General features: G+C 70.2%; 26 protein-coding genes and 1 tRNA gene. 22 read left to right on the forward strand and 5 right to left on the reverse strand.

Annotation, left to right across the window (positions count from 1 at the left end):
* Window positions 1-99: 99 nt before the first annotated feature.
* From ABD912_RS22035 to ABD912_RS22060, 6 genes are all read left to right on the forward strand, one after another.
* Window positions 100-459 carry a VOC family protein gene (locus ABD912_RS22035; protein ID WP_345154378.1) on the forward strand — a complete coding sequence of 120 codons (360 nt, stop codon included), beginning with the start codon at window positions 100-102 and terminating at the stop codon, window positions 457-459.
* Window positions 460-579: 120 nt separating this feature from the next.
* Window positions 580-1,107 (forward strand): hypothetical protein, encoded by a 528-nt coding sequence (locus tag ABD912_RS22040; protein WP_345154379.1) that lies wholly within the window; start codon window positions 580-582, stop codon window positions 1,105-1,107.
* 93 nt (window positions 1,108-1,200) lie between these two features.
* Window positions 1,201-2,028, forward strand: a complete 828-nt coding sequence (locus tag ABD912_RS22045) for an exodeoxyribonuclease III (RefSeq protein WP_345154461.1) — start codon at window positions 1,201-1,203, stop codon at window positions 2,026-2,028.
* A 9-nt stretch (window positions 2,029-2,037) separates the two neighbouring features.
* Complete coding sequence (gene trpS / locus ABD912_RS22050) at window positions 2,038-3,126, forward strand: tryptophan--tRNA ligase (protein WP_345154381.1); 1,089 nt, start codon at window positions 2,038-2,040, stop codon at window positions 3,124-3,126.
* A 3-nt stretch (window positions 3,127-3,129) separates the two neighbouring features.
* Entirely contained in the window at window positions 3,130-3,708 is a 579-nt protein-coding gene (locus tag ABD912_RS22055) for a 2'-5' RNA ligase family protein (protein WP_345154382.1), read from the forward strand.
* Window positions 3,680-4,831, forward strand: coding sequence for a YihY/virulence factor BrkB family protein (locus tag ABD912_RS22060; RefSeq protein ID WP_345154383.1), 1,152 nt, complete (start codon window positions 3,680-3,682; stop codon window positions 4,829-4,831). Before ABD912_RS22055 ends, ABD912_RS22060 begins: the two co-directional genes overlap by 29 nt.
* Window positions 4,832-4,898: 67 nt before the next feature.
* On the opposite strand, the gene ABD912_RS22065 is transcribed toward ABD912_RS22060, so the two are convergent.
* The 4 genes from ABD912_RS22065 to sdhC are packed head-to-tail and all read right to left on the reverse strand — an operon-like array spanning window position 4,899 to window position 8,372.
* Window positions 4,899-5,681, reverse strand: a complete 783-nt coding sequence (locus tag ABD912_RS22065; RefSeq protein ID WP_345154384.1) for a succinate dehydrogenase iron-sulfur subunit — start codon at window positions 5,679-5,681, stop codon at window positions 4,899-4,901.
* A complete protein-coding gene (sdhA, locus tag ABD912_RS22070; protein ID WP_345154385.1) occupies window positions 5,681-7,468 on the reverse strand; it encodes a succinate dehydrogenase flavoprotein subunit in 1,788 nt (595 codons plus the stop codon). Before sdhA ends, ABD912_RS22065 begins: the two co-directional genes overlap by 1 nt.
* Before the next feature lie 55 nt (window positions 7,469-7,523).
* Window positions 7,524-7,973: a succinate dehydrogenase hydrophobic membrane anchor subunit gene (locus ABD912_RS22075; protein ID WP_345154386.1), complete on the reverse strand. Its 450-nt coding sequence runs from the start codon at window positions 7,971-7,973 to the stop codon at window positions 7,524-7,526.
* A 3-nt stretch (window positions 7,974-7,976) separates the two neighbouring features.
* Entirely contained in the window at window positions 7,977-8,372 is a 396-nt protein-coding gene (gene sdhC, locus ABD912_RS22080) for a succinate dehydrogenase, cytochrome b556 subunit (protein WP_425548127.1), read from the reverse strand.
* Window positions 8,373-8,642: 270 nt separating this feature from the next.
* On the opposite strand from sdhC, the gene ABD912_RS22085 reads away from it, so the two are divergent.
* The 16 genes from ABD912_RS22085 to ABD912_RS22160 all read left to right on the forward strand — a co-directional run bounded on the left by ABD912_RS22085 (window position 8,643) and on the right by ABD912_RS22160 (window position 24,896).
* Window positions 8,643-9,755, forward strand: coding sequence for a mannose-1-phosphate guanylyltransferase (locus ABD912_RS22085; RefSeq protein WP_345154391.1), 1,113 nt, complete (start codon window positions 8,643-8,645; stop codon window positions 9,753-9,755).
* A gap of 91 nt (window positions 9,756-9,846) precedes the next feature.
* Window positions 9,847-11,076: an amidohydrolase gene (locus tag ABD912_RS22090; protein WP_345154392.1), complete on the forward strand. Its 1,230-nt coding sequence runs from the start codon at window positions 9,847-9,849 to the stop codon at window positions 11,074-11,076.
* Window positions 11,077-11,164: 88 nt separating this feature from the next.
* Window positions 11,165-11,596, forward strand: coding sequence for a cytidine deaminase (locus tag ABD912_RS22095; protein ID WP_345154394.1), 432 nt, complete (start codon window positions 11,165-11,167; stop codon window positions 11,594-11,596).
* A gap of 37 nt (window positions 11,597-11,633) precedes the next feature.
* On the forward strand, window positions 11,634-12,941 hold the full coding sequence (locus ABD912_RS22100; protein ID WP_345154396.1) for a thymidine phosphorylase: 1,308 nt from the start codon (window positions 11,634-11,636) through the stop codon (window positions 12,939-12,941).
* Between the two features lie 116 nt (window positions 12,942-13,057).
* Window positions 13,058-13,720, forward strand: a complete 663-nt coding sequence (locus tag ABD912_RS22105) for a DedA family protein (protein WP_345154397.1) — start codon at window positions 13,058-13,060, stop codon at window positions 13,718-13,720.
* Window positions 13,721-13,770: 50 nt separating this feature from the next.
* Window positions 13,771-14,979 carry an adenosine deaminase gene (locus ABD912_RS22110; RefSeq protein WP_345154398.1) on the forward strand — a complete coding sequence of 403 codons (1,209 nt, stop codon included), beginning with the start codon at window positions 13,771-13,773 and terminating at the stop codon, window positions 14,977-14,979.
* Between the two features lie 5 nt (window positions 14,980-14,984).
* Window positions 14,985-15,683 (forward strand): MazG nucleotide pyrophosphohydrolase domain-containing protein, encoded by a 699-nt coding sequence (locus ABD912_RS22115; RefSeq protein WP_345154400.1) that lies wholly within the window; start codon window positions 14,985-14,987, stop codon window positions 15,681-15,683.
* A 24-nt stretch (window positions 15,684-15,707) separates the two neighbouring features.
* Window positions 15,708-16,199: a DUF4259 domain-containing protein gene (locus tag ABD912_RS22120; protein ID WP_345154401.1), complete on the forward strand. Its 492-nt coding sequence runs from the start codon at window positions 15,708-15,710 to the stop codon at window positions 16,197-16,199.
* Between the two features lie 132 nt (window positions 16,200-16,331).
* Window positions 16,332-17,612, forward strand: coding sequence for a phosphopyruvate hydratase (gene eno, locus ABD912_RS22125; RefSeq protein ID WP_345154403.1), 1,281 nt, complete (start codon window positions 16,332-16,334; stop codon window positions 17,610-17,612).
* A gap of 165 nt (window positions 17,613-17,777) precedes the next feature.
* Window positions 17,778-18,653 (forward strand): FtsB family cell division protein, encoded by an 876-nt coding sequence (locus tag ABD912_RS22130; protein ID WP_345154405.1) that lies wholly within the window; start codon window positions 17,778-17,780, stop codon window positions 18,651-18,653.
* Window positions 18,654-18,670: 17 nt separating this feature from the next.
* Window positions 18,671-19,396 (forward strand): DUF501 domain-containing protein, encoded by a 726-nt coding sequence (locus ABD912_RS22135; RefSeq protein ID WP_345154408.1) that lies wholly within the window; start codon window positions 18,671-18,673, stop codon window positions 19,394-19,396.
* Window positions 19,393-20,352 (forward strand): Ppx/GppA phosphatase family protein, encoded by a 960-nt coding sequence (locus ABD912_RS22140; RefSeq protein WP_345154410.1) that lies wholly within the window; start codon window positions 19,393-19,395, stop codon window positions 20,350-20,352. The genes ABD912_RS22135 and ABD912_RS22140 overlap by 4 nt, the downstream gene beginning before the upstream one ends.
* 35 nt (window positions 20,353-20,387) lie before the next feature.
* The gene (locus ABD912_RS22145; protein ID WP_345154411.1) at window positions 20,388-21,869 is read left to right on the forward strand and encodes a S8 family serine peptidase; all 1,482 of its coding nucleotides are present in this window, start codon (window positions 20,388-20,390) and stop codon (window positions 21,867-21,869) included.
* 79 nt (window positions 21,870-21,948) lie between these two features.
* A complete protein-coding gene (locus ABD912_RS22150; protein ID WP_345154412.1) occupies window positions 21,949-23,418 on the forward strand; it encodes an NAD(P)/FAD-dependent oxidoreductase in 1,470 nt (489 codons plus the stop codon).
* A gap of 220 nt (window positions 23,419-23,638) precedes the next feature.
* Window positions 23,639-23,715, forward strand: a tRNA-Leu gene (locus tag ABD912_RS22155).
* 665 nt (window positions 23,716-24,380) lie between these two features.
* Entirely contained in the window at window positions 24,381-24,896 is a 516-nt protein-coding gene (locus ABD912_RS22160; protein WP_345154413.1) for a hypothetical protein, read from the forward strand.
* Window positions 24,897-25,069: 173 nt separating this feature from the next.
* On the opposite strand, the gene ABD912_RS22165 is transcribed toward ABD912_RS22160, so the two are convergent.
* A complete protein-coding gene (locus ABD912_RS22165) occupies window positions 25,070-25,366 on the reverse strand; it encodes a GroES family chaperonin (RefSeq protein ID WP_345154463.1) in 297 nt (98 codons plus the stop codon).
* Window positions 25,367-25,475 lie beyond the last annotated feature (109 nt).

The following is a 25,475-nucleotide window of genomic DNA, read 5'->3' on the forward strand; positions in this document are numbered from 1 at the left end:
AGCCGGGAGGCATGGCCAAGACGGTGGCGAGCGAAGCGAGACGGGGGAGCCCGGTAGGCGCTAGGGTGTGGGAAAACCCAGTCCCAGGAGGCGTCCCCCATGATTGGAAAATGGCAAGCGATGGTCATCGACTGCGAGGACACCGACCAGCTCGCCACGTTCTACGAGCAGTTGCTGGGGATGGTGCGGGTCCAGCAGGACGGCGACGGGTGGATTTCGATCGGCGACGCCCCGGATCGCCCGGCCATCGCCTTCCAGCGCGTGGACCCCTATGTGGCCCCGGAATGGCCGGGGCACCTGCATCCGGCGCAGGCGCACGTGGACGTCCGGGTCGAGGACCTGGACCTCGCGGAGGAGCAGGTCCTCAAGCTCGGCGCGGTGTCGATGAACTTCGGCGGTCGCAACCACCGCGTCTACCTTGACCCGCAGAAGCACCCGTTCTGCCTGGTGGCCTGGTGACCCGTGGCCGGGTGAACGCGGCACGGTGACCCGGACCCGAGGTAGCCTGCCGCACAGCCCCCTGTTCGCCCCCGGTTGAACCGGTACGGGGCAGTCCGCGCGGTTTGAGAGAATGGATCCATGCAATCTCTCGGCAGCACTCCCGGCACGCAGTCCAACAGCGCCTCGGGCAAATCGCTCACCCTTTCCGCGAGCACCCTCTCCCTGGCCGTTATGGTCACGGTGTTCCTTGTCGCCGTGGTGTTCGCGGCCAACCAGAACGATGTCATCGGCTGGTTCGTCGTGATCATTTCGCTGGGGTGGCTGCTGCTGTCCGCATTCCTGGTGTTCGGCCTGCGCCGCGGCGCCAAGGCCGTCGGCAAGCAGCTGCAGCAGGCGACGGCGGGCATGGCCACCCGGGGCGACGCGTCCCTGCCGGTGGTCGTTGACGAGGCCACCAGCGCCCGCGACCTGAAGCTGGACCACTCCTTCAAGATCGTCCAGGTCCAGGCCGGGGTCATCAAGGAGCACTTGTCGCAGGAGGGGCCCGAGGCCCGCGAGATGGTGGCGCGCGCCCTTGAGACCATCGAGATCACCGCCTCCAACGCCCGCGACCTGATGAAGCCCTCCGGCGGCGCCAAGCCGATGACCGGCGAGATCATCGACTAGCCCAAGGTCTGTAAGGTGGATGGGGTGAGTGCTGCAGTGGAAACGAATGAAATCGCCGTTGCCCTGGATGCCGCTGCCGGCGGCACCGGGGCCATGAACAACTACGGGGCCAAGAACGCCGGTGCGCTGCGCGTGGCCAGCGTCAACGTGAACGGAATCCGGGCCGCCTACAAGCGCGGCATGGACGCGTGGCTGGCCGGCCGGGACGTCGACGTCCTGTGCCTGCAGGAGGTCCGCGCGCCCGACGCGATCGTGCGCGAGCTGATCGGCGAGGGGTGGCACGTGCTGCACGCCGAGGCCGAGGCCAAGGGCCGCGCCGGGGTCGCCATCGCCTCCCGCGTCGAACCGGTCGCCGTCCGCGAGCACATCGGCGACGACTACTTCACCACCACGGGCCGCTGGGTGGAGGCCGACTTCGCGGTCGACGGCGGCAAGATCCTGTCGGTGACGAGCGCCTACGTGCACTCGGGCGAGGTGGACACGCCCAAGCAGGTGGACAAGTACCGGTTCCTCGACGTCGTCTCCGAGCGCCTGCCCAAGCTCCGTGTCGAGAAGGACTACGCGCTGGTGGTCGGGGACCTGAACGTCGGCCACACCACCCGCGACATCAAGAACTGGAAGGGCAACGTCAAGCGCGCCGGCTTCCTGCCCGAGGAACGCGCCTACTTCGACCGCTTCTTTGGCGAGGAGATCGGCTTCAAGGACGTCCACCGCGAACTGGCCGGGGACGTCGATGGCCCCTACACCTGGTGGTCCTGGCGCGGGCAAGCGTTCGACAACGACGCCGGCTGGCGCATCGACTACCACATGGCCACCCCCGAGCTCGCCCAGCGGGCGGGCAACGCGGTCGTCGACCGCGCGGCGACCTACGACGCGCGCTTCTCCGACCACGCCCCGATCGTCGTCGACTACCAGTTCTAGAAGGACCAGATGACCCAGACCAGCACCGCATCCAAGACCACTGCGCAGGAGTCCGGCACCGCCGCCGTTCCCGAAGGCACGCGCCAGCGCGTGGTGTCCGGGATGCAGCCCTCCGGGGACTCCCTGCACCTGGGCAACTACCTGGGGGCCCTCGTCAACTGGGTGAAGTCGCAGGACGAGCACGACGCCTTCTTCTTCATCCCGGACCTGCACGCGATCACCGTCCCGCAGGACCCGGCCGAACTCCGGGCGCGCACCCGCAAGACCGCTGCCCAGTACATCGCCGGCGGCATCGACGTGGAGAAGTCCACCCTGTTCGTGCAGTCCCACGTGCCCGAGCACGCCCAGCTCGCCTGGGTGCTCAACTGCATCACCGGCTTCGGCGAGGCCTCCCGGATGACCCAGTTCAAGGACAAGAGCGCCAAGGGAGGGCAGGAGGCCGCCAGCGTCGGCCTGTTCACCTACCCGGTGCTGATGGCCGCCGACATCCTGCTCTACCAGCCCCACGGCGTGCCGGTCGGCGACGACCAGCGCCAGCACGTGGAGCTGGCCCGCGACCTGGCCCAGCGCTTCAACCACCGCTACGGCAAGGCGTTCACCGTGCCGCAGGCCCTCATCCAGAAGGAGGGGGCCCGCATCTACGACCTGCAGAACCCCACCTCGAAGATGTCGAAGTCGGCCTCCAGCCCCAACGGCCTGATCAACATCCTGGACGACTCCAAGACCGTCACCAAGCGGATCAAGTCGGCCGTCACGGACACCGACACGGTCATCGCGCACGACCGCGCGAACAAGCCCGGCGTGACCAACCTGCTGGAGATCCTCTCCACGCTCACCGAAACCCCGATCCCGGACCTGGTCGCCGGCTACGAGGGCAAGATGTACGGGCACCTGAAGGTGGACGTCGCCGAGGCCGTGGTGGCGCGGATCGAACCGATCCGCACCCGCACCCTGGAACTGCTGGACGATCCGGCCGAACTGGACCGGCTGCTGGCGCGCGGTGCCGAGAAGGCCCGCGAGGTCGCCTCCGCCACGCTGGCCGACGTCTACGACAAGGTGGGCTTCCTGCCGCTGGCCGGGCCGGGGACGGCCCGCTAGGCCATGCGCCGCACGGGCGAGGTGCCGGCGGCCCCGGGGGAGTCCTCCGGGCCCGCGGAAGAACGCCTCGGGATCGTGATCCCGGTTCCCGAGCCGCTCTCGGGGGAACTGGGCCGGGCCCGAGCCTCCTACGACGACCCGCTGGCCTCCGTCGTGGCCCCGCACATCACGCTGGTCACCGGGGGCTTGACGGACGACTTGGCCGGGGCGACCGCGCACGTGCGCGCGGTCGCGGCCGCCACGGCCCCGTTCACCGTGCGCCTGCACGGGACCGGGACCTTCCGCCCGGTCTCCCCGGTGGTCTACCTGGCGCTGGCCGAGGGCGGCGACGCGTGCGCGCGGCTGCACCGCCGCCTGCTCGAGGGCCCGCTGGAGGCGGAACCCACCTTCGACTACCACCCGCACGTGACGCTCGCGCAGGAGGTCGCCGAGGCCTGCCTGGACCGGGCGATGGCGGACATGGCAGGCTTCACGGCCGAGTTCCGGGTGGACACGATCGGCCTGTTCCAGACCGACGCTTCCGGCCTGTGGGCCCTGCGGGAGGAGCTGCCGCTTGGCCGCGCCACCGAGGCGCCGCACTAGCGCGGCGATGCCGGTGCGCGTCCACGCGGGCACCGGCGTCCGCCACCGGCCGCCCCAGCCCGACCCGCTGAACCGGGACGCCCTGCGCACCGCCGCCTTGCGCCGGCGGGCCCTGTACGGGACCGCCCGGCGGCGCGGCGACGGGCGGTTCAAGGTGGCTGGCGCCGGATTCCAGTGGCTGGAGGCGCAGGCCGCCGCCGCCCGGCCCATGCGCACCTGGAACCTTTACCTCCGGCGCCACGGCCCGCTCATGGCCGCCGGCTGCGCCTATAACATGTTCTTTTCCATCGCCGCGCTGTTGGTGGTGGGGTTCTCCATCCTGGGGCTGGTCCTCAGCGACAACCCCCGGTGGCAGCAGGCGGTAATCGATACCGTCGCGCGCGCCATCCCGGGGCTCATCGACACCGGAAACGGTGGCTTGGCGGACCCCGCGCAGCTGTTCAGCGCCAGCAGCTTCAGCTTGGCGCTGGCCATCTCCACCGTGACCATGATCTTTACGTCCCTAGGCTGGATCCACGGGGTACGGCAAGGCACCCGCGGGATGTTCGGGCTGGGGCCGGAGCGCATCAACCCGGTCCTCAGCGTGGTCCGCGACCTGGGCCTGCTGGCCCTGCTGGGCGTGGCGCTGCTGCTGACCACCGGATTGGGCCTGCTCACCGGCGCGACCCTGACCCGGCTCATTGGGTGGCTCGGGGTCGAGGACGTGCTGGGGGCGCCGCTGGCGCGGGCCACGGGCCTGGGCGTGATGCTGGTGCTGGACATACTGGTGGCCCTGGGCCTGCTGCGGCTCGCCTCGGGGGTCAGGATGCCGCGGGCCGCGATGCTCCAATCCGCGCTGCTGGCCGGCGGCGGGGCGACGGTGCTGCGCTACTTCTCCTCGACGCTCCTCGGCGGGGTTGGAAACAACAACCCCTTGCTGGCCCCCTTCGCCGTGGTCCTGGGCCTCTTTGTCTGGTTCTACCTGCTCAGCCAGATCTACATGGTCGCCACGGCGTGGGGAGCCGTTGCCGAGGCGGACTACCGGGCGCACGCCGCCACGGCTGGGGGCCGCGACGGACTGAGTCTCCGGCGTCGTGCCCTGCTGCGCAAGCCCGGTCGCGTGCCCACCCGCAGACACGGTTAAAGCGCGAAGGCGCCGCGCCCCGCAGCGGGGGAGCGGCGCCTTCGCGCGTCGGCCGAAAGCCGGACGGCTAAAGGGAGCGGGCCAGGATGGCCTGCTTGACCTCGGCGATCGCCTTCGTGACCTGGATGCCGCGCGGGCAGGCCTCGGAGCAGTTGAAGGTGGTGCGGCAGCGCCACACGCCTTCCTTGTCGTTGAGGATCTCCAGGCGCATGTCGCCGGCCTCGTCGCGGGAGTCGAAGATGAAGCGGTGCGCGTTCACGATCGCTGCCGGGCCGAAGTACTGGCCGTCGGTCCAGAACACCGGGCACGAGGAGGTGCACGCGGCGCAGAGGATGCACTTGGTGGTGTCGTCGAAGCGTTCGCGGTCCTCGACGGACTGGTAGCGCTCCTTGGACGGCTCGTGGCCCTTGGCGACCAGGAACGGCATGACCTCGCGGTAGGACTGGAAGAACGGCTCCATGTCCACGATCAGGTCCTTCTCGACCGGCAGGCCCTTGATGGCCTCGACGGTGATCGGCTTGGACGTGTCCAGGTCCTTCAGCAGGGTCTTGCAGGCCAGGCGGTTGCGGCCGTTGATGCGCATGGCATCGGAGCCGCAGACGCCGTGGGCGCAGGAGCGGCGGAAGGACAGCGAGCCGTCATGCTCCCACTTGACCTTGTGCAGCGCGTCCAGGATACGGTCCGTGCCGTACATGGTCAGCTTGAAGTCCTCCCACGAGGCATCGTCGGAGACCTCGGGGTCGTAGCGGCGCACGCGCAGGGTGATGTCGAACTTGGGGATCTCCCCGCCGCCGCCCACGCCCGGCGCGAGCTTGACGACAGATGCTGGTTCCGGAAGTTCCGTGCTCATTAGTACTTACGCTCCATCGGCTGGTAACGGGTAAAGACGACGGGCTTCGTCTCCAGGCGGATGCCGGAGATGCCCTCGGAGACGGCGGTGGCGTCCTTGTAGGCCATGGAGTGCTTCATGAACTGCACGTCGTCGCGGTCCGGGAAGTCCTCGCGGTAGTGTCCGCCGCGGGATTCCTTGCGGTGCATGGCCGTGGTGGTCATGACCTCGGCCATGTCCAGCAGGAAGCCCAGCTCAACGGCCTCGAGCAGGTCCAGGTTGAAGCGCTTGCCCTTGTCCTGGATGGCCACGTTCTTGTAGCGCCCGCGCAGGGACTCGATGACGTTCAGCGCCTCCTGCAGGGACTCGGCGGTGCGGAACACCTGGACGTTGGCGTCCATGGTGTCCTGGAGCTCCTTGCGCAGCACGGCGACGCGCTCGGTGCCGTTGGCGTTGCGCAGGTCCTCGAGCAGGGCGGTGGTGTACGTCTCCGGATCCTCCGGCAGCTCGACGTACTCGGCGTCGCGGGCGTACTTGGCGGCGGCCAGGCCGGCGCGCTTGCCGAACACGTTGATGTCCAGCAGGGAGTTGGTGCCCAGGCGGTTGGAGCCGTGCACGGACACGCACGCCACCTCGCCGGCGGCGAACAGGCCCGGGATGACGGTGTCGTTGTCCTGCAGGACCTGGGACTCGATGTTGGTGGGGATGCCGCCCATCGCGTAGTGCGCGGTCGGGTAGACCGGCACCGGCTCGGTGAACGGTTCCACGCCCAGGTAGGTGCGGGCGAACTCGGTGATGTCCGGCAGCTTGGACTCGATGTGCTCCGGCTCCAGGTGGGTCAGGTCCAGGAGCACGTAGTCCTTGTTCGGGCCGCAGCCGCGGCCCTCGCGGACCTCGTTGGCCATGGAGCGGGCCACGATGTCGCGCGGGGCCAGGTCCTTGATGGTCGGTGCGTAGCGCTCCATGAAGCGCTCGCCCTCGGAGTTGCGCAGGATCGCGCCCTCGCCGCGGGCGCCCTCGGTGAGGAGGATGCCCAGGCCGGCCAGGCCGGTCGGGTGGAACTGGAAGAACTCCATGTCCTCCAGCGGGATGCCGCGGCGGAACGCGATGCCCATGCCGTCGCCGGTCAGGGTGTGGGCGTTGGAGGTGGTCTTGAAGACCTTGCCGGCGCCGCCGGAGGCGAAGACGACGGACTTGGCCTGGAACACGTGCAGTTCGCCGCTGGCCAGGTCGTAGGAGACGACGCCGGCAACGCGCTTCTGCTTGTAGGCGGTGCCGTCCTCGCGGACCGCGTCCTCCTCGACGAGCAGCAGGTCGAGCACGTAGTACTCGTTGTAGAACTCGACGTTGTGCTTGACGCAGTTTTGGTACAGCGTCTGCAGGATCATGTGGCCGGTGCGGTCGGCGGCGTAGCACGCGCGGCGGACCGGGGCCTTGCCGTGGTCGCGGGTGTGGCCGCCGAAGCGGCGCTGGTCGATCTTGCCCTCGGGGGTGCGGTTGAAGGGCAGGCCCATCTTTTCCAGGTCGAGGACCGCGTCGATGGCCTCCTTGGCCATGACCTCGGCGGCGTCCTGGTCAACCAGGTAGTCGCCACCCTTGATGGTGTCGAAGGTGTGCCACTCCCAGTTGTCTTCCTCGACATTGGCCAGGGCGGCGCACATGCCGCCCTGGGCGGCGCCCGTGTGCGAACGGGTCGGGTAAAGCTTGGTGAGTACCGCCGTGCGCGCGCGCTGGCCGGACTCGATCGCGGCGCGCATGCCGGCGCCGCCTGCGCCGACGATGACAACGTCGTACTTATGTACCTGCATACCGGATGCTCTCTCTAATCTTTCGAATTCTCAGTGTCGGCGAACGGTGCCGGGACTACTTGCAGACCTCGAGGGTGGACCCCGGGATGCACGGATCGAAGGTGAAGATGACCAGGGTGCCCAGGATGATGATCACGGCCGTGCAGATGTACAGCACGGTCTTGAGCCACATGCGGGTGCGGGTCTTCTCCGCGTAGTCGTTGATGATGGTGCGCAGGCCGTTGGTGCCGTGCAGCATGGCCAGCCACAGCATGGCCAGGTCCCAGAACTGCCAGAACGGATCGGCCCACTTGCCGGCAACGAAGCCGAAGTCGACGGCGTTGATGCCGTCGCCGACCAGCAGGTTGGTGATGAGGTGGCCGAAGATCAGGACCACCAGGACGACGCCGGAGAGGCGCATGAACAGCCAGGCGGCCATCTCGAAGGTGCCGCCGCGGTTCTTCATGCGGTTGTACTGCGGCTCGATGCGGCCGGTGCGCGGCGCTACGAATTCCGTCGATGCCATGGCTTAGTGACCTCCGAAAGCGAGGGAGAGGTGGCGGATGGCGAATCCGCCAAGGGCGATCGCCCAGAGAATGATGACGCCCCACAGCATCTGGCGCTGGTACTTGGGACCCTGCTTCCAGAAGTCCACGAGGATCAGGCGCAGGCCGTTGAAGGCGTGGAAGATGATCGCGGCCACCAGGCCGGTCTCGCCCAGAGCCATCAGCGGGTTCTTGTAAGTGGCGATCACGGCGTCGTAGGCCCCGGGCGACACGCGCACCAGGGACGTGTCGAGCACGTGCACCAGAAGGAAGAAGAAAATGACGACACCGGTGATACGGTGTCCCACCCAAGACCACATGCCTTCGCGGCCGCGGTAGAGGGTGCCTGACGAAGTCTTCGACACTGAATTAACCTCCATGCATCGCAAGGGCGTTGTGCGGTTTCCACACAAGAATTGACGCCGGTGCGTGAGCGTTCCTACGCATACCCTAAACCACTATGGGGGGTTGCGTCGGGTCGGGGTAGGTGCCATGTGTGCAGGGTCACTATCATGACGCGGCCCGCCCGAAAGCCTTGGAATCTCGCGGAATTACGCAACGTTGGAGTGGCCTAAATCGGAGCCCGGGGGTGGCCGCCCCCGTCCGCGCCTGGCGCCCCGGCGCCGGGTACATCGACTAGCCTTGGACAAATGAGTGAAGACCTGTTGCAGCGATTCCACGGCGTCATCCCGGCCGGTGGGGTGGGAACGCGGCTATGGCCGCTGTCCCGGGCCGCTGCCCCCAAGTTCCTCCATGACCTGACCGGATCGGGCAGCACGCTGATCCGCGCCACCTACGAGCGGCTCGCCCCGCTGACGGGAGACCGCATCATGGTGGTCACCGGGCAGGCGCACCGCACCGCCGTGCTGGCGCAGCTTCCCGAGCTGGGCGATGACAACCTGGTGCTGGAGAGCGAACCGAAGGATTCGGCGGCCGCGATCGGGCTGGCCGCGGCGATCCTGAGCCGGCGCGATCCGGACACCATCATGGGTTCCTTCGCCGCCGACCAGGTGATCGGTCCGGTGGAGGTCTTCCAGGAGGCCGTCCGCGAAGCCGTCGCCACCGCGGCCACCGGCAAGATCGTCACGATCGGCATCCGGCCCACCCTGCCCTCGACCGCCTTCGGCTACATCCGCCAGTCCGGCCGCCTTGACGTCGAGGGCGCCCCCAGCGCGATGGCCGTCGCCGAGTTCGTCGAAAAGCCCGGGGAGGACCTGGCCCGCAAGTACCTCGCCAGCGGCGACTACCTGTGGAACGCCGGCATGTTCGTCGCCCCGGTGGGCCTGATGCTGCGCCACCTGGCGGCCAGCGAACCCGAACTCTACGTGGGCCTGATGGAGATCGCCGCCGCCTGGGACACCCCGATCCGCGACGAGGTCATGGCCCGCATCTGGCCGGACCTGCCCAAGACCGCCATCGACTACGCGGTCGCCGAGCCGGCCGCCGCGGCCGGCGACGTGGCCATGATCCCGGGCGTGTTCACCTGGGACGACGTGGGGGACTTCGCGGCGATCGGGCGCCTGAACCCGGCCAGCGAAAGCAACAACATCACGGTCCTCGGCGAGGGGGCGCGCGTCTACGCGGACCAGGCCTCCGGCGTCGTCGTCTCCGACACCAAGCGCGTGATCGCGCTCATCGGGATCTCCGACGTGGTGGTGGTGGACACCCCGGACGCGCTCCTGGTCACCACCAAGGACCACGCGCAGTCGGTGAAAAAGGCCGTCGAACACCTCAAGGCCGCCGGCGACGTCGACGTCCTTTAGCCGGGACGTGCGCGGCACCCGCCACGGCGGCGCCGCGTCATTGCGGGGCGGCGGCGCTGCCGGAGGAGGGAAACCCGAGTAGGGTTTTGCCGTGCGATTCACTTCCGAGGCCCAGTACCAGATTCCGACGCTCGCCGGCTGGGTGGACCCGCTGGTCGACCGGTTGGTCGAGTTCCGGCGGGACATCCACGCGAACCCGGAACTGTCCTTCCGCGAGTTCCGGACCACCGGCCGGATCATCGCCGCCCTCGAGGAGGCCGGGCTGGTCCCGCAGCGGTTCGAGGGGGTCGGGGCGTTCGTCGACGTGGGTAGCGGCCCGATCGCCCTGGGGCTGCGGGCGGACATCGACGCGCTGCCGGTCCTCGAGGAGACCGACCTGCCCTACGCCTCCGGCAACGAGGGCGTCTGCCACGCCTGCGGCCACGACATCCACACCACCGTGATGCTCGGCGTCGCGCTGCTGCTCAAGAACATGGACGACGCCGGCCAGCTCCACGGCCGCGTCCGCGTCATCTTCCAGCCGGCCGAGGAGACGCTGCCCAGCGGCGCGCTCTTCGTCATCTCCCAGGGGGCGCTCGAAGGGGTTCCGCGCATCCTGGCCCTCCACTGCGAGCCGCGCATCGACGCCGGGAAGATCGGCACTCGCATCGGCGCTATCACCAGCGCCAGCGACACGATCAAGATCGAGCTCACCGGCCGCGGCGGCCACACCTCCCGCCCCCACCTCACCGAGGACATGGTCTTCGCGCTGGCCCAGATCGCGGTGAACGTGCCCGCGGTGCTGAACCGGCGCATCGACGTGCGCAGCGCCGTGTCCGTGGTGTGGGGACAGATCCACGCCGGTTCGGCTCCCAACGCGATTCCCGCCTCCGGCTACATGGCCGGCACCATGCGCTGCCTGGACGCGGCGGCCTGGCACAGCGCCGGGGAACTGCTGGACGAGGTGGTGCGCCAGGTCGCCGCGCCCTACGGGGTGGACGTGAAGCTGGAACACATTCGCGGCGTGCCCCCGGTGGTCAACACCGAGGAGGAGACGGAGCTGATCGAGGACGCCGCCCGCGCCGAGATCGGCTCGTCCTCGATCGTGCTGACCCCGCAGTCGATGGGCGGGGAAGACTTCGCCTGGATGACGCAGCGGATCCCGGGAGCCATGATGCGCCTGGGCACCCGGACCCCCGGCGGGGACACCTACGACCTCCACCGGGGCGACTACATCCCGGACGAAAAGGCGATCGCCGTCGGCGTGCGCGTGATGGCCCGGGCCGCGCTGCGCGCCATCGCCACGTACGGAACGCAGGATTCGGAGCCGGTCGAGGCGTAGCCCCCGCACCCCGCCTTCCCCCTGCATGAAGGCGGAATCCAGCGTGAAGGCGCAATCCACAGTGCAATCCCCCGTGAAGGAGCAGCCGATGCCGGATGCCACGCCCCAGCCCCCACCATCCGAGCCCGTGGTGACCGAGGCGGAGTGGGAACGCCTGGCCCAGGCGGCCCGCGAGGCGGCCACCCGCGCCTACGTGCCCTATTCCGGGTTTCCGGTCGGTGCCGCCGCCCTGACCGAGGACGGGCGGATGGTCACCGGGTGCAACGTGGAGAATGCCTCCTACGGGGTGACGCTCTGCGCCGAATGCACGCTGGTCGGCCAGCTGCACCTGACCGGCGGCGGAAAGCTGCGCGCCTTCTACTGCGTGGACGGGCGCGGCAACGTGCTGATGCCGTGCGGGCGCTGCCGCCAGCTGCTCCACGAGCACCGCGGCGCCGGCATGCGCCTGATGACCGTCAGCGGCGTCCGGACCATGGACGAGGTCCTGCCGGACGCCTTCGGTCCCAACAACCTGTTCTGACCGCCGCGCGGCACCCGCGAACCCACGAAAGGCAGCCATGACCACTGAGGCCTTCGACGCCGTCGACATCATCCGCACCAAGCGGGACAAGGGAACGCTCAGCGCCGCCCAGATCGACTGGACCATCGACGCGTACACCCGCGGCGCGATCGCCGAGGAGCAGATGGCCGCGCTGAACATGGCCATCCTGCTCAACGGGATGGACCGCGCGGAGATTTTCCGCTGGACGGCGGCGATGATCGCCTCGGGGGAGCGGATGGACTTCTCCGCGCTGCGCACCCCGGACGGCCGCGTGAAGGCGACCGTGGACAAACACTCCACCGGCGGGGTGGGGGACAAGATCACCCTGCCGCTGGCCCCGCTGGTGGCCGTCTTCGGCGTCGCGGTGCCCCAGCTGAGCGGCCGCGGGCTCGGGCACACCGGCGGCACCCTGGACAAGCTCGAAGCCATCCCCGGCTGGCGTGCGGGGCTGTCCAACGCGGAGATGATGTCCCAGCTCCAGGACGTCGGGGCGGTGGTCTGCGCCGCAGGGTCCGGGCTGGCCCCGGCGGACAGGAAGCTGTACGCCCTGCGCGACGTCACCGGGACCGTCGAGTCGATCCCGCTGATCGCCAGCTCCATCATGAGCAAGAAGATCGCCGAGGGCACCGGGGCGCTGGTCCTGGACGTGAAGGTCGGCTCCGGGGCGTTCATGAAGGACCAGGCCTCCGCCCGCGAGCTCGCCGAAACCATGGTCGCCCTCGGCACCGATGCCGGGGTGCGGACCGTGGCCCTGCTGACCGACATGCAGACACCGCTCGGGCTGACCGCGGGCAACGCGATCGAGGTCGAGGAGTCCGTGGAGGTGCTGGCCGGGGGCGGCCCGGCCGACGTCGTCGAACTCACCGTCCGCCTGGCCGAGGAGATGCTCGAGGCCGCCGGAATCCACGGGGCGGACCCGGCCGCGGCGCTGCGCGACGGCCGCGCGATGGACGTGTGGAACCGCATGGTCGCCGCCCAGGGCGGGGACCCGCACGCCAAGCTCCCGGTCGCCCGGGAAACGGACACCGTGTACGCCCAGGCGGACGGGGTGCTGGTGGAGCTGGACGCGCACGCCGTCGGGGTGGCCGCCTGGCGGCTCGGCGCCGGCCGGGCCCGCAAGGAGCACGCGGTGCAGGCCGGGGCCGGGGTGCGCCTGCACGCCAAGCCGGGGGACACGGTCCGGCGCGGGCAGCCGCTGCTGACGCTGCTGACCGACACCCCGGAGCGGTTCGGCCGGGCCAGGGAGGCCCTCGAGCGGGCCGTGGTGATCGCCCCGGAGGGGGACCGCCCGTCCCGGAGGCTGATCCTGGATCGAATCGGCTGACGCGGGACCCCATCGGCTGGCGCGGGCCGCGCTTCCGGTGGGCGACAATGGTGTGCACCGGCCGATTTCCGTGCCGGTGCCGGCCGCCGCCGGGCGCCGAGGGAAAGCGAACCTACGTGGATGTCATCAATGAGGCCATTCTCCACGCCGCCAACGCGTGGTGGATTCTGCCCATTGTGTACCTGTTCTGCCTGATCGACGGGTTCTTTCCGGTGCTGCCCAGCGAGACCCTGCTGGTGGCGCTGGCCAGCGTCGCGGTGACGACCGGAACGCCGAACATGGTGTTGCTGGCCCTGGTCGGCGCCGCGGGGGCGATCACCGGCGACCAGATCGCCTACCGGCTGGGGCGGCGGATCGGCACCGAACGCTTCCGCTGGATGCGCCTGCGGCGCAGCCGCAAGGCCTTCGCCTTCGCCCACCACGAGCTGATGAAGCGCGGGGCGATGCTCATCTTCACCGCCCGCTACATCCCGATCGGCCGCGTCGCGGTCAACTTCACCGCCGGGGCCACCCGCTACCCGCTGGGCCGCTTCACCGTGCTGGACATCCTCTCCTGCCTGGCCTGGGGCGCCTACTCGGTCGGCGTGGGTGCCTTCGCCGGGCAGTGGTTCCATGACAACAAGGTGCTCGGCATCGGGCTCTCGATCGTGGTCGCGATCATCCTGGGCTACCTGCTGGACCGGATCGTGTACGCCATCCTGCGGCGGCTGGGCAAGCAGACCGAGGCCCCGGAGTACGAGCTGATGAAGGTGGAGGAGGCCGACGGCGACGCCGCCTGACGTGGGCGCGGGCGCTATCGCGGGCCCCGGCCCCGCAGTAGGCTGGTCGGGTGACTGACGAGCTGATCCACACCGCATACGACCCCGACTTCGACTTCCGCAGCCTCCCCAAGGTGTCGCTGCACGACCACCTCGACGGCGGCCTGCGCCCCGCCACCATCATCGAACTGGCCGCCGCGGCCGGGCACGAGCTGCCCGCCACCGATCCGGAGGCCCTCGGCGCGTGGTTCCGCGACTCCGCCGACTCCGGCTCGCTGGTGCGCTACCTGGAGACCTTCGACCACACCATTGCGGTCATGCAGACCGCCGAGGGGCTGGCCCGCGTGGCCCGCGAGTTCGTCGAGGACCTGGCCGACGACGGCGTCGTGTACGCCGAGGTGCGGTGGGCCCCCGAGCAGCACCTGACCGCCGGCCTGTCCCTGGACGAGGCCGTCGAGGCCGTCCAGGAGGGCCTGGAGGCCGGCGTCGCCGCCGTCGAGGCCAGCGGCCGCCCGATCCAGGTCGGGCAGCTGGTCACCGCCATGCGCCACGCCGACCGCGGCACCGAGATCGCCGAACTGGCCCTGCGCCACCGCGGCCGCGGCGTCGTCGGCTTCGACATCGCCGGCGCCGAGGACGGCTTCCCGCCCTCCCGCATGGCCGAGGCGTTCACCCTGCTCGCCGAGAACTTCTTCCCGGCGACCGTCCACGCCGGCGAGGCCGCCGGGCTGGACAGCATCAAGGACGCGATCGTCGTCGGCCGCGCCCAGCGCCTGGGCCACGGCGTGCGCATCGCCGAGGACATCGAGGTGCAGTTCGGGGGCCAGGACGACGACGGCGAGGAGGTCGGCGAGGACACCGGCCTGGTGAGCCTGGGACCGGTGGCGAACTGGGTCCGCGACCGCGGCATCGCCTTGGAGATCTGCCCATCCTCCAACCTGCAGACCGGGGCCACCGCCGAGTTCGGCGAGGGCATCGAAGCGCACCCGATCGACCTGCTCTACCAGACCGGCTTCAACGTCACCGTCAGCCCGGACAACCGCCTGATGAGCGGCACCACGCTCTCCGACGAGTTCGAACTGCTGGTCGAGGCCTTCGACTACGACCTCGACGACCTGCTGGAGCTGACCCTCAACGCGGCCGAGGCCGCCTTCCTGCCGCTCGAGGAGCGCGAGGCGCTGGTGGAGTACATCAACAACGCCTACGCGGAGCTCTCCGGCGAGGACGCGGTCGACGAACTGGACGACGAGTTCGAGGACGAGTTCGAGGACGAGGAGTAGCCGGGATGGGCGCCGCCGTCGACCGGCTGGTGGAGGTCGTTGCCGCCCTGCGCGAGCACTGCCTCTGGACGGCGGCGCTCACCCACGAGGGGCTCGTCGAGTACCTCGTGGAGGAGTCCTACGAGCTTCTCGAAACAATCGAGGAGCACCGGCCCGACGAGGAGCTGCGCGGGGAACTGGCCGACGTGCTGCTGCAGGTGGTGCTGCATGCGCGGATCGCCTCCGAGCGGGGAGCCTTCGACCTCGAGGGGATCGCGCGGACGCTGACGGAGAAAATGATCCGCCGCAACACTCACGTGTTTGCCCCGGACGGGACGCTCCGGGAGAGCTTCCCTGACTCCATCGAGGAGATCGTGCGGTCCTGGGACGCCGCCAAACGCGCCGAGCGGCCCGAACGCACCGACCCGTTCGCCGGGCTGCCCCGGCACCTACCGGCCCTGGTGTTCGCGGACAAGGCCCTGGGGCGCGGCGAGCGCTGGCTCGCGCTGGAGAACGGCGGTGGCGGGCCGGAGCCCGCGGACACGCCGGCGGCGCCGGAAGGGGACTTCGGGCGGGACCGGGCCGTTTTTGCCACCGAGGAGGAGCTTGGGGAGCACCTTCTCGGGATTGTCCGCGCGGCACGGGCCGCCGGACTGGACGCGGAGCGCGCGCTGCGCGCCGCCGTCGTCCGCCACACCGAGACCGGATGGCGCGCACCGCGCTGACCACAACCGAGGGGGACGGGACATATGGGGACTTGGGGAACCGGGCCGTTCGAGAACGACGGCGGCCTTGACTGGATCGACGAAATCGCCCGCGGCGGGACCGACCTCGCGCGGTTCCGCGCGGGGTTCGAGGCCGAACTGTCCGCCGACGGATACGTCGGCGAATACGGCGACGGGGTGCTGGCCCTGCTGCGGATTGCCCGGATGGTGGATGATGGCCGGCCCGTGGCCGAGGCCCCGATCCCGGCCGGCGGCACCGGAGAGGACCCGGCCGGGATCCGGCTGGAGGACTTCCGGGCCGGGCTGACCCCCGAATACCGCGGCTGGCTGGCCGCCGCCGCGGACAGGGTCCTGAGCCCGACGGCCTCGGACCTCTACGACCGGTGGGCGCTCACGGACGACCTGGACCAGTGGCTCGCCACCGCGCGGGAGGACCTGGAGTATCTGCGGACGGGGCTGGAGCACCCGCCGGCGGAGCCGGAGACGGAACCGGAGGGGCCGTCCGCCCGCTTCTGAAACGCCCGTCCGCAACATGGACCCAAGCTTCGTTAACCGGCCCGGCATCAGGCTAGGCTAGGGCACTGGCAACGGGGCCTTTTCTGCTGTGCGGTCCCGACCCACCAAACACACCACGAAGGAGCACCTTCCATGGCCCTGATCGATGCCATCCACGCCCGCGAGATCCTGGATTCGCGCGGCAACCCGACCGTCGAGGTTGAGGTCCTGCTGTCCGACGGCTCGATGGGCCGCGCCGCCGTCCCGTCCGGAGCCTCCACCGGAGCCTTCGAGGCCGTCGAGCGCCGCGACGACGACAAGGGCCGCTACCTGGGCAAGGGCGTCCAGAAGGCCGTCGAGGCCGTCATCGACACCATCCAGCCGGCCCTCGTGGGCATGGACGCCACCGACCAGCGCGCCATCGACCAGATCATGATCGACCTGGACGGCACCGCCAACAAGTCCAACCTGGGCGCCAACGCCATCCTGGGCGTCTCCCTGGCCGTGGCCAACGCCGCCGCCGAGTCCTCCAACCTGCCGCTGTACAAGTACCTGGGCGGACCGAACGCCCACGTGCTGCCGGTGCCGCTGATGAACATCCTCAACGGCGGTTCCCACGCCGACTCCGATGTGGACATCCAGGAGTTCATGATCGTCCCGGTGGGCGCCGCGACCTTCTCCGAGGGCCTGCGCTGGGGCGTGGAGGTCTACCACTCCCTGAAGTCCGTGCTCAAGGAGAAGAACCTCTCCACCGGCCTCGGTGACGAGGGCGGCTTCGCCCCGAACCTGCCGAGCAACCGCGCGGCGCTGGAGCTGATCTCCGAGGCCATCGCCACGGCCGGCTACACCCTGGGCGAGGACATCGCCCTGGCCCTGGACGTCGCGTCCTCCGAGTTCTACAAGGACGGCGCCTACCAGTTCGAGGGCAAGTCCCGCAGCGCCCAGGAGATGAGCGACTACTACGCCCAGCTGGTCGCCGACTTCCCGCTGGTGTCCATCGAGGACCCGCTGGACGAGGACGACTGGGACGGCTGGAAGACCCTCACCGACGCCATCGGCGAGAAGGTCCAGCTGGTCGGCGACGACCTGTTCGTCACCAACCCGGAGCGCCTGCAGGACGGCATCGACAAGGGCACCGCCAACTCGCTGCTCGTGAAGGTGAACCAGATCGGCTCCCTGACGGAGACCCTGGACGCCGTCGCCCTGGCCCAGCGCAACCGCTACACCACCATCACCTCGCACCGCTCCGGCGAGACCGAGGACACCACCATCGCCGACATCGCGGTGGCCACCAACGCCGGACAGATCAAGACCGGCGCCCCGGCCCGCTCCGAGCGCGTGGCGAAGTACAACCAGCTGCTCCGCATCGAGGAGGAGCTGGGCGACGCCGCCGTCTACGCCGGAAAGGGCGCGTTCCCGCGTTTCACCGCCTAGCGGACGCGAACACCCCGTAGTGTCGTGAGGGGAGCCGCCCGGTAGGGTGGTTCCCCTCACGCACTGAATCATCCAGCGCAGCTTCGCAACACGCAGTGCGGGCCTGGTCGCCGTTGGGCGGCCATCCCGCCGCCACCGAAGGCGCAGCAGACCGGCAGGAGTTCGATGGCCACCCGACGTCCCAACATGCCGCGCGCAACCGGCGCCGGCGGGCCGCAGGACGCCAGGACCGCGTCCGGCTCCGGCGCGGGGGATGCGGCACCGGAACGCCTCGCGAAGGTCATCCCGCTCGGCGCGGTCCCGCACACCGAAGACCAGCACGCCCAGGACCCGGACACCGCGGCCCGTTCCGGCGGCGGCGCGGACCGGCGTGCGGCCCGCCCCGTGCCGCGGCCCCAGATCCCGCGGAAGGGCCAGTCGGCGCGCAAGTCCCAGCCGGCGCCGGCCGAGCGGCCGGCCCGGGCCAGCCAGCCCGCGCCGAAGAGCCAGCCGGCGCGGAAGTCCCAGCCGGCGCCCAAGCCGGCCGGCCGCGGCGCCAAGGGGCCGGCGTCGGAACAGCGTGCCCGCGAGCGGGCCGAACTCTCCGGGGCCATCAGGGCCGGCGCGGCCACCGGCGGGCAGGAGGCCCGTCCGGTGGCCGATCCGGAGGCCCGTCCGGTTCCCGCCCGGACCTTCTCCGGGCGGATGCTCGCCCTGGCGCTGGTGCTGGTGACGATCACCGTGCTGCTGCTGCCCAGCGTGGGCACCTACGCGCGCCAGCGCTCCGAGCTGGAGACCCTGCGTTTCTCGATCCAGGCCAAGACCGCCGAGCAGGCCGACCTCAAGCAGCAGATCGCCCGCTGGGACGATCCGGCCTACATCAAGCAGCAGGCGCGCGATCGCATAAACTTGGTCATGCCCGGCGAACGGAAGTACATGGTGATCGGCGAGGTCGCCGAGGACGAGGCCGTGCCGGTCAACGAGAGCCCCAACCAGGTCCGCACCGACCTGCCGTGGATGGATGCGCTGTGGGACACCGTCAAGCGCTCCGCCACGGACTGACGACACCAGGAGGACCCGTGGCGGCCACCCCCCACATCCCAGCCCACAACGAGGCCCTCGACGCCGCCGAGCGCGTGCCGAGCGCCGCGGACTTGGACACCCTCAGCCGCCAGCTGGGGCGGCCCGTGCGCGATGTCGCCGAGATCGGCGCCCGCTGCGTCTGCGGCAACCCGCTCGTGGCCACCACCGCCCCGCGGCTGTCCTCGGGCATCCCGTTCCCGACGACGTACTACCTGACCCATCCGGTGATCACCGCCGCCGTCTCCCGGCTGGAGGCCGCCGGCGAGATGGTCGGAATGACCGAACGCCTCGGCACCGACCCGGAACTGGCGGCGGCCTACCGCGGCGCCCACGAGCACTACCTGGCCGTGCGCGACGCCATCGGCGCGCGCACCGGCGTCGGACCCGTCCCCGAGATCGCCGGCATCTCCGCCGGCGGCATGCCCACCCGCGTGAAGTGCCTGCACGTGCTGGTGGGCCATTCGCTGGCCGCCGGACCGGGCGTGAACCCGCTCGGCGACGAGGCGCTGGAGAAGATCTCCGAATGGTGGACCAAGGACCGGTGCTACTGCTCCGGCGCCTGGGACACCACCGGCGAGGTCCCCAACCGCGACCGCAGCCGCCACGTGAAGACCCAGGCCGGGGACCCGGCGGAGAAGAAGCGTGCGCGCGCCGCCGCCCGCGCGGCCCTCGCGGCCGACCAGGCTGGTTCCGGACCGGACGACGCCGGGAGCGTCGCTTGATGCGCGTCGCCGCGATCGACTGCGGCACCAACTCGATCCGCCTGCTGATCGCCGACGTCACCGAGCACAACGGCGTTGCCCGCCTCACCGACGTCGTGCGGCTGATGCGCGTTGTCCGCCTGGGCCAGGGCGTCGACGCCACCGGGCGGCTGGCCCCCGAGGCCCTGGAGCGCACCTTTGCCGCCTTGGACGAGTACGCGGAACTGATCCGCGAGCACCGCGCCGACGTCGTGCGCTTCGTGGCGACCTCCGCCACCCGCGACGCCTCCAACCGGGAGGAGTTCGTCGACGGCGTGCGCGCCCGGCTCGGGGTGGAACCGGAGGTGGTGGCCGGGGAGGAGGAGGCGCAGCTGAGCTTCGCCGGCGCCGTCTCGGTGTTCCCGCCGCTGGCCGGGGAAAAGGTCCTGGTCGTGGACCTCGGAGGCGGGTCCACCGAGTTCGTGGTCGGGGGAGCGCAGGGCGTCGAAGCGGCGCTGAGCGTGGACATGGGCTGCGTGCGCTTCACCGAGCGTTTCCTGCACGACGATCCGCCGACCGCGCAGCAGGTCGCCGCCGCCGAGGCGGAGGCCGACCGGCTGCTGGACGAGGTCTCGCGCACCGTGCCCCTCGGCGAGGCCACCCGCGTGATCGGGGTCGCCGGCTCGATCACCACCGTCACCGCGCACGCCCTTGACCTGAACGAGTACAGCTCCAGCGCGATCGACGGCGCCGAACTGCCCATCCGCGTGGTCGAGGCCGCCGCGAGCGAACTGCTCTCCTTCCCCCGCACGCGCCGCGCCGGACTGCCCTTCATGCATCCGGGCCGCGTCGACGTGATCGGGGCCGGCGCGCTGATCTGGCGCACCATCCTGCGCCGGCTCGAACGCGGGACCCGCGGGGGAATCGACACGGCCGTGGCCAGTGAGCACGATATCCTCGACGGGATCGCCCTCGGGCTGCCCCCGCGCACCCGGTGACCCGGTCCAGTAGCCCGAGCCATGGAGGTGTCCACATGAGGCCCAGCGCACTGCTGCGTGCCCGGCCCGCGGTCGGCGCCGCACTTGCCGCCGCGCTGGCCCTCGGAACGGCGCTGGCCGCCGCTCCCGCCGCCAGCGCCGATGCCGTGCGCGATGAGCAGTATTGGCTGAAGTCCTTCGGGATCGAGAAGGCCTGGGCCGAGACCAAGGGTGCCGGGGTCACAGTCGCCGTGATCGACACCGGCATCGACGCCAGCCACCCCGACCTGCACGGCCAGGTCGTGGGAGGCACCGACGTCTCCGGGGCCGGCAAGAAGGGCGGGACCGGTCCCATCGGCGCCCTCCCCGAGCACGGCACCCTGGTGGCCACCCTGCTGGCCGGACACGGCAACAACGGGGCGGAGATCGCCCGGGCCGAGGCGGAGAACGGCGTCCAGCGCACCGCGTGGGAACGAGCCGCCGCCGAGGCCAAGGCCAGCGGAAACCCGGTTCCCGCCGAACCCGCCGCCGTGAAGGTCCCCAAGCCCGGACCCGGCCCCGACGGGATCGTCGGTGTCGCCCCCGAGGCCGACCTGCTGGCCGTCTCGCTGTGGCTCGGATCGGCCAACCCGGGGGGCGTGGACGTCGAGGACCAGGTGCCGCGGGCGGTCCGCTGGGCCGTCGACCACGGCGCCTCCGTCATCAACATGTCGCTCGGATCCACCACCCCCGAGTGGCCCAAGAGCTGGGACGACGCCTTCCTCTACGCGGAGCGGAAGGACGTGGTCATCGTGGCCGCGGCCGGCAACCGCGCCGGCGGGATGGCCCAGGTCGGCGCCCCGGCCACCATCCCGGGCGTGCTGACCGTCGCCGGGGTGGACAAGGACGGCAAGGCCAGCTGGGATTCCTCCACGACCGGGATCAGCATCGGCGTCGCCGCCCCTGCCGAACCCCTGGTCGGCGGCCTGCCCGAGGGCGGCTACGCGACCTGGTCCGGCACCTCCGGGGCCGCGCCGCTGGTGGCGGGGGTCGCGGCGCTGATCCGGGCCAAGTACCCGGACCTGCCCGCCCGCGACGTCGCCAACCGCATCCTGGCCACGGCCCGCGACACGGGAGACCCGGGCGTGGACAACCTCTACGGGCACGGCCTGCTGGACGCCTACGCGGCCCTGACCGCGGACGTGCCCGCCGTGGCGGTCAACCCGATGGACACCATCGCCGAATGGATCCGCGTCCACCGCCGCGGGAGCGCGGCCTCCTCCTCCGGGGCCGCCGTCCCGTCCGCCGAATCGACGGTGCCCGTGGCGCAGGCTCCCGCCGCGGTGCAGCCCGGCCCGCCCGGGGGAGCGCTCCCCGCCGTCGTGCTGGCGGCCTTCGGGATCCTCTTCGCCGCGACCGTGGCCGGCGGCACCGTGCACCTGCTGCGGACGGGCCGCCGCGAGCGCTCCCTCCGTGCGGCGGAGGCGACCGTGGCCGAACTGGTGGTCGCGGCTCCGGGCCGCCGCCACGACGTGTTCGACGACCTTCCCGAGGCCTGACCGCGGCGTTTCCGGGGAGGTCGCGGGGAGCTAGTGAAGGTTTTCACATAATCCCCCAAAGGGGGCTATGATGGTTTGCATGGCACTCACCCCCCAACTTTCCGATCGTCCGCGCGTCCTCGTGGTCGGCGGTGGCTACGTAGGTCTGTACGTGGCCATGAAGCTGCAGAAGAAGGTCAAGGCGCACGGCGGCATCGTGACCGTCGTGGATCCGCTGCCCTACATGACCTACCAGCCGTTCCTTCCGGAGGTCGCTGGTGGCCAGATCGAGGCCCGCCACGCGGTCGTCTCGCACCGCAAGCACCTGAAGGATTCCGAGCTCATCAGCGGCAGCGTCACCGCGATCGACCACGCCAACCACAAGGCCGTCATCGCCCCGGCCGAGGGCGAGCCGTTCGAGATCGAGTACCGCGACGTCGTCGTTGCCGCCGGCGCGATCACCCGCACCTTCCCGATTCCGGGCCTGGCCGACCAGGGCATCGGCCTGAAGACCATCGAAGAGGCCGTCGCGCTGCGCAACAAGGTGCTGGAGCGCATCGAGACCGCGTCGATGATGACCGACGAGGCCGCCCGCAAGCGTGCGCTGACCTTCGCCGTCGTCGGCGGCGGCTTCGCCGGCATCGAGGCGATCACCGAGATCCAGGACATGGCCCGCGCAGCCGTGGCCAAGAACGACCGCCTCGAGCCGTCCGACGTGCGCTTCGTCCTGATCGAGGCCATGGGCCGCATCATGCCCGAGGTCACCGAGGAGCAGGCGCTGTGGGTCATCGACCACATGCGCAGCCGCGGCATCGAGGTCCTGCTGAACACCTCCCTGGCCAACGCCGAGGGCGGGCTGCTCAAGCTCATCAACATGGCGGACAAGTCCCCGGCCCAGGAATTCGAGGCCGACACCCTGATCTGGACCGCCGGCGTGCAGGCCAACCCGATGGTGCGCTCCACCGACTTCAACATCGAACCGCGCGGCCGCGTCACCACCGGCGCCGACCTGCGGATCGTTGACGCCGAGGGCAACCCGCTCGAGGGTGCCTGGGCGGCCGGCGACGTGGCCGCGGTGCCCGACCTGACCGGCGGCCTGCCGGACGGCACCTGCGTGCCCAACGCCCAGCACGCGGTGCGCCAGGCCAAGCGCCTGGCGAAGAACCTCTATGCCGCCCGCTACGGCGCGGGCTCCATCAAGGAGTACAAGCACAAGAACCTCGGCGCCGTCGCCGGCTTCGGCTCCTGGAAGGGTGTCGCCAAGGTCCTGGGCATCAAGCTCAAGGGCTGGCCGGCCTGGATGGCCCACCGCGGCTACCACGGCATGGCCATGCCGACGTTCGAGCGCAAGTTCCGCGTGGTCAGCGGCTGGTTCTGGTCCCTGTTCTTCAACCGCGACATGACCCAGATCTCCGACCTGGACAACCCGCGCCGCCAGTTCGTCGAGGCCGCCACGCCGAAGCCGAAGCCGGCCGAGAAGCCCGCCGAGGTCGAGGCCAAGGCCGCCGCGCCGGTCCAGCCTGTCGCGCAGGGCACCGCCAAGCCCGCCAGGACCCCGGTCAAGAAGTAGCGCAGCCGCACTGCCGCCGTCGAGGCCGTCCCCACTATGGGGGCGGCCTCGGTGCTTAACCGGCGGTTCCTGGCAGGCGGGCCTCACTGCCGCGGCCAAAAGCCCCCGGCGCGCAACGCTGCTTGGGAAGTGCACCTTATTCGCGGCGCATAAGGTGCACTTCCCAAGCAGCGTTGCGCGGGTGACCGCAACCGCGGATCGAGTAGGCTGGACGGGTGCCGCCCCCATGGCCCAATTGGGAGAGGCGGGGGACTTAAAATCCTTGTGTTGTGGGTTCGAGTCCCACTGGGGGCACCATTCATCGGCCCTATTTCCCTGTAATTTCGGGGAAGCAGGGCTGCCCTCCTTTTTGGCCCGATGGCCGAAAGGACGGCCATGCCTTGGGCTTCGGGGTCGAGGTGCCGCTGCGTCGTTTGCCTGCTAGCGTGCCCGCCCATCCATTGGCCGAGAGCCGGGACGACCTCGGATTCAGCATCGCCGGTCTCCGGTCATGCTTGCGCTTTCCGGTCGTATCGAACTCGGACTCATGGAGCTTCTTGATCGAGTCGGATTTCACGGACCCGTCCCACCGCACGACCAGGCACCCGTCGCCTGCTCCGTGGACGTTTTCGGCACGCAGGACGAGTGCCTCGGAGTTGCGGGACGCGGCGATCTCGTCCGCGAAGGCCTCCCACCGAGCCGGCGCCGGCTAGTGAAGCGAGTGCCGCTCGGCAGGAAACCCGTGGGGCTGTAGGGCGCCTACAGGGAATTGACGATATCTTTTTTCCGCTACGGAATCCGTTGTCGGTGAGGCGCGGCCATGCGAACATTCGGCTACGGAATCCTTCGAACGGATCGCCACCACTTCAGAAAAATCCGCGGCACGACGCCGGATGACTGTGACTGCACCAAGCCTCGGGCTCCCGCCGCGCTACGCCGCCGGAACCGAACCCCACACAAGCTGGACTCACACAGGAACCGTCATGCCCACCATCCGAAGAAATCGCCGGGGACGCCTGTTCACCCTCGCTGCCGCCCCCGCCCTGCTGACCGCCCTGCTCCTCCCGCTGGGCGCCTCCACCGCGTCGGCGGAGGCCTATCCCCGCACGGTGACACTGCGGGACTGCACCCTGACGCTCAACCGCCCCTACGAGAGCACCAAGCCGGGTGAAGTCATCCAGGATGCCACCCATTGGGGGTCCATCACCTGCAACAGCAACCGCAAGGTCACCGTCTACCTGCAGGCCATGGAGAACGACGGCAGCGTGAACAGCCTGGCCGGGGATGACAAGATCGGCAAGGGCTTCGCTGGCACCTACGACCTCAAGGCCGGAGTCGCCCAGCGCGTCAGCTACAGGGCAACCGTTCCGGACTGGGACAAGGACCATCGGGCCGACATCTTTACGCTGGGGTCCTTCAGGATCCACACCGGCGGCAACGAGGTGGAATCGGGACTGGCCCAGTCGAGGGAGCGCGTTATCCCGATCAAGCCCCAATAGCCGCATCCTTCGGCGGTCCTTCCCGCGACCGGCAACGCGCAGGCTCTGGGGAGCCGCGTGAACCGGTCCGGTGGGTGGCACTCACTGAGGCATCAATCACGACGAATTCAACGCCTCCCTGGCCGAGGCCAGCGCCTATCACCAGGTGCAACCAACCTGCTGGCTGAGTACAGCTAGAGGTAGAGCCCCATGGCGGTGTCCGGGTCCTCCGGTTGGGCCACCGCGTGCACGTCGCGCTCGCGCAGCAGGATGTACTCCCTGGCCCCGACCTCCACCTCGGAGCGGTCCTCCGGGTCGAACAGCACGCGGTCTCCCGGGCTGACCTGGCGCACGTTGGGCCCGGTCGCCACCACTTGGGCCCACGCCAGCCGCTTCCCGATCTGGGCGGTGGCGGGAATGACGATCCCGGACGCCGAACGCCGCTCCGCCGCGTCCTTGTCCAGCAGGACCAGGAGGCGGTCGTGCAGCATACGCAGGGGCAGGGAAGTGGGAATCTCGGTCACGATGTCCTTCACGGTGGGATTGTTACGGTTTCATGAGAAAACCCGGGAGCGGGACCTTATCGCAGCGCCCGGACGT

The sequence above is a fragment of the Arthrobacter ginkgonis genome (assembly GCF_039540195.1).
GTDB lineage: Bacteria > Actinomycetota > Actinomycetes > Actinomycetales > Micrococcaceae > Zafaria > Zafaria ginkgonis.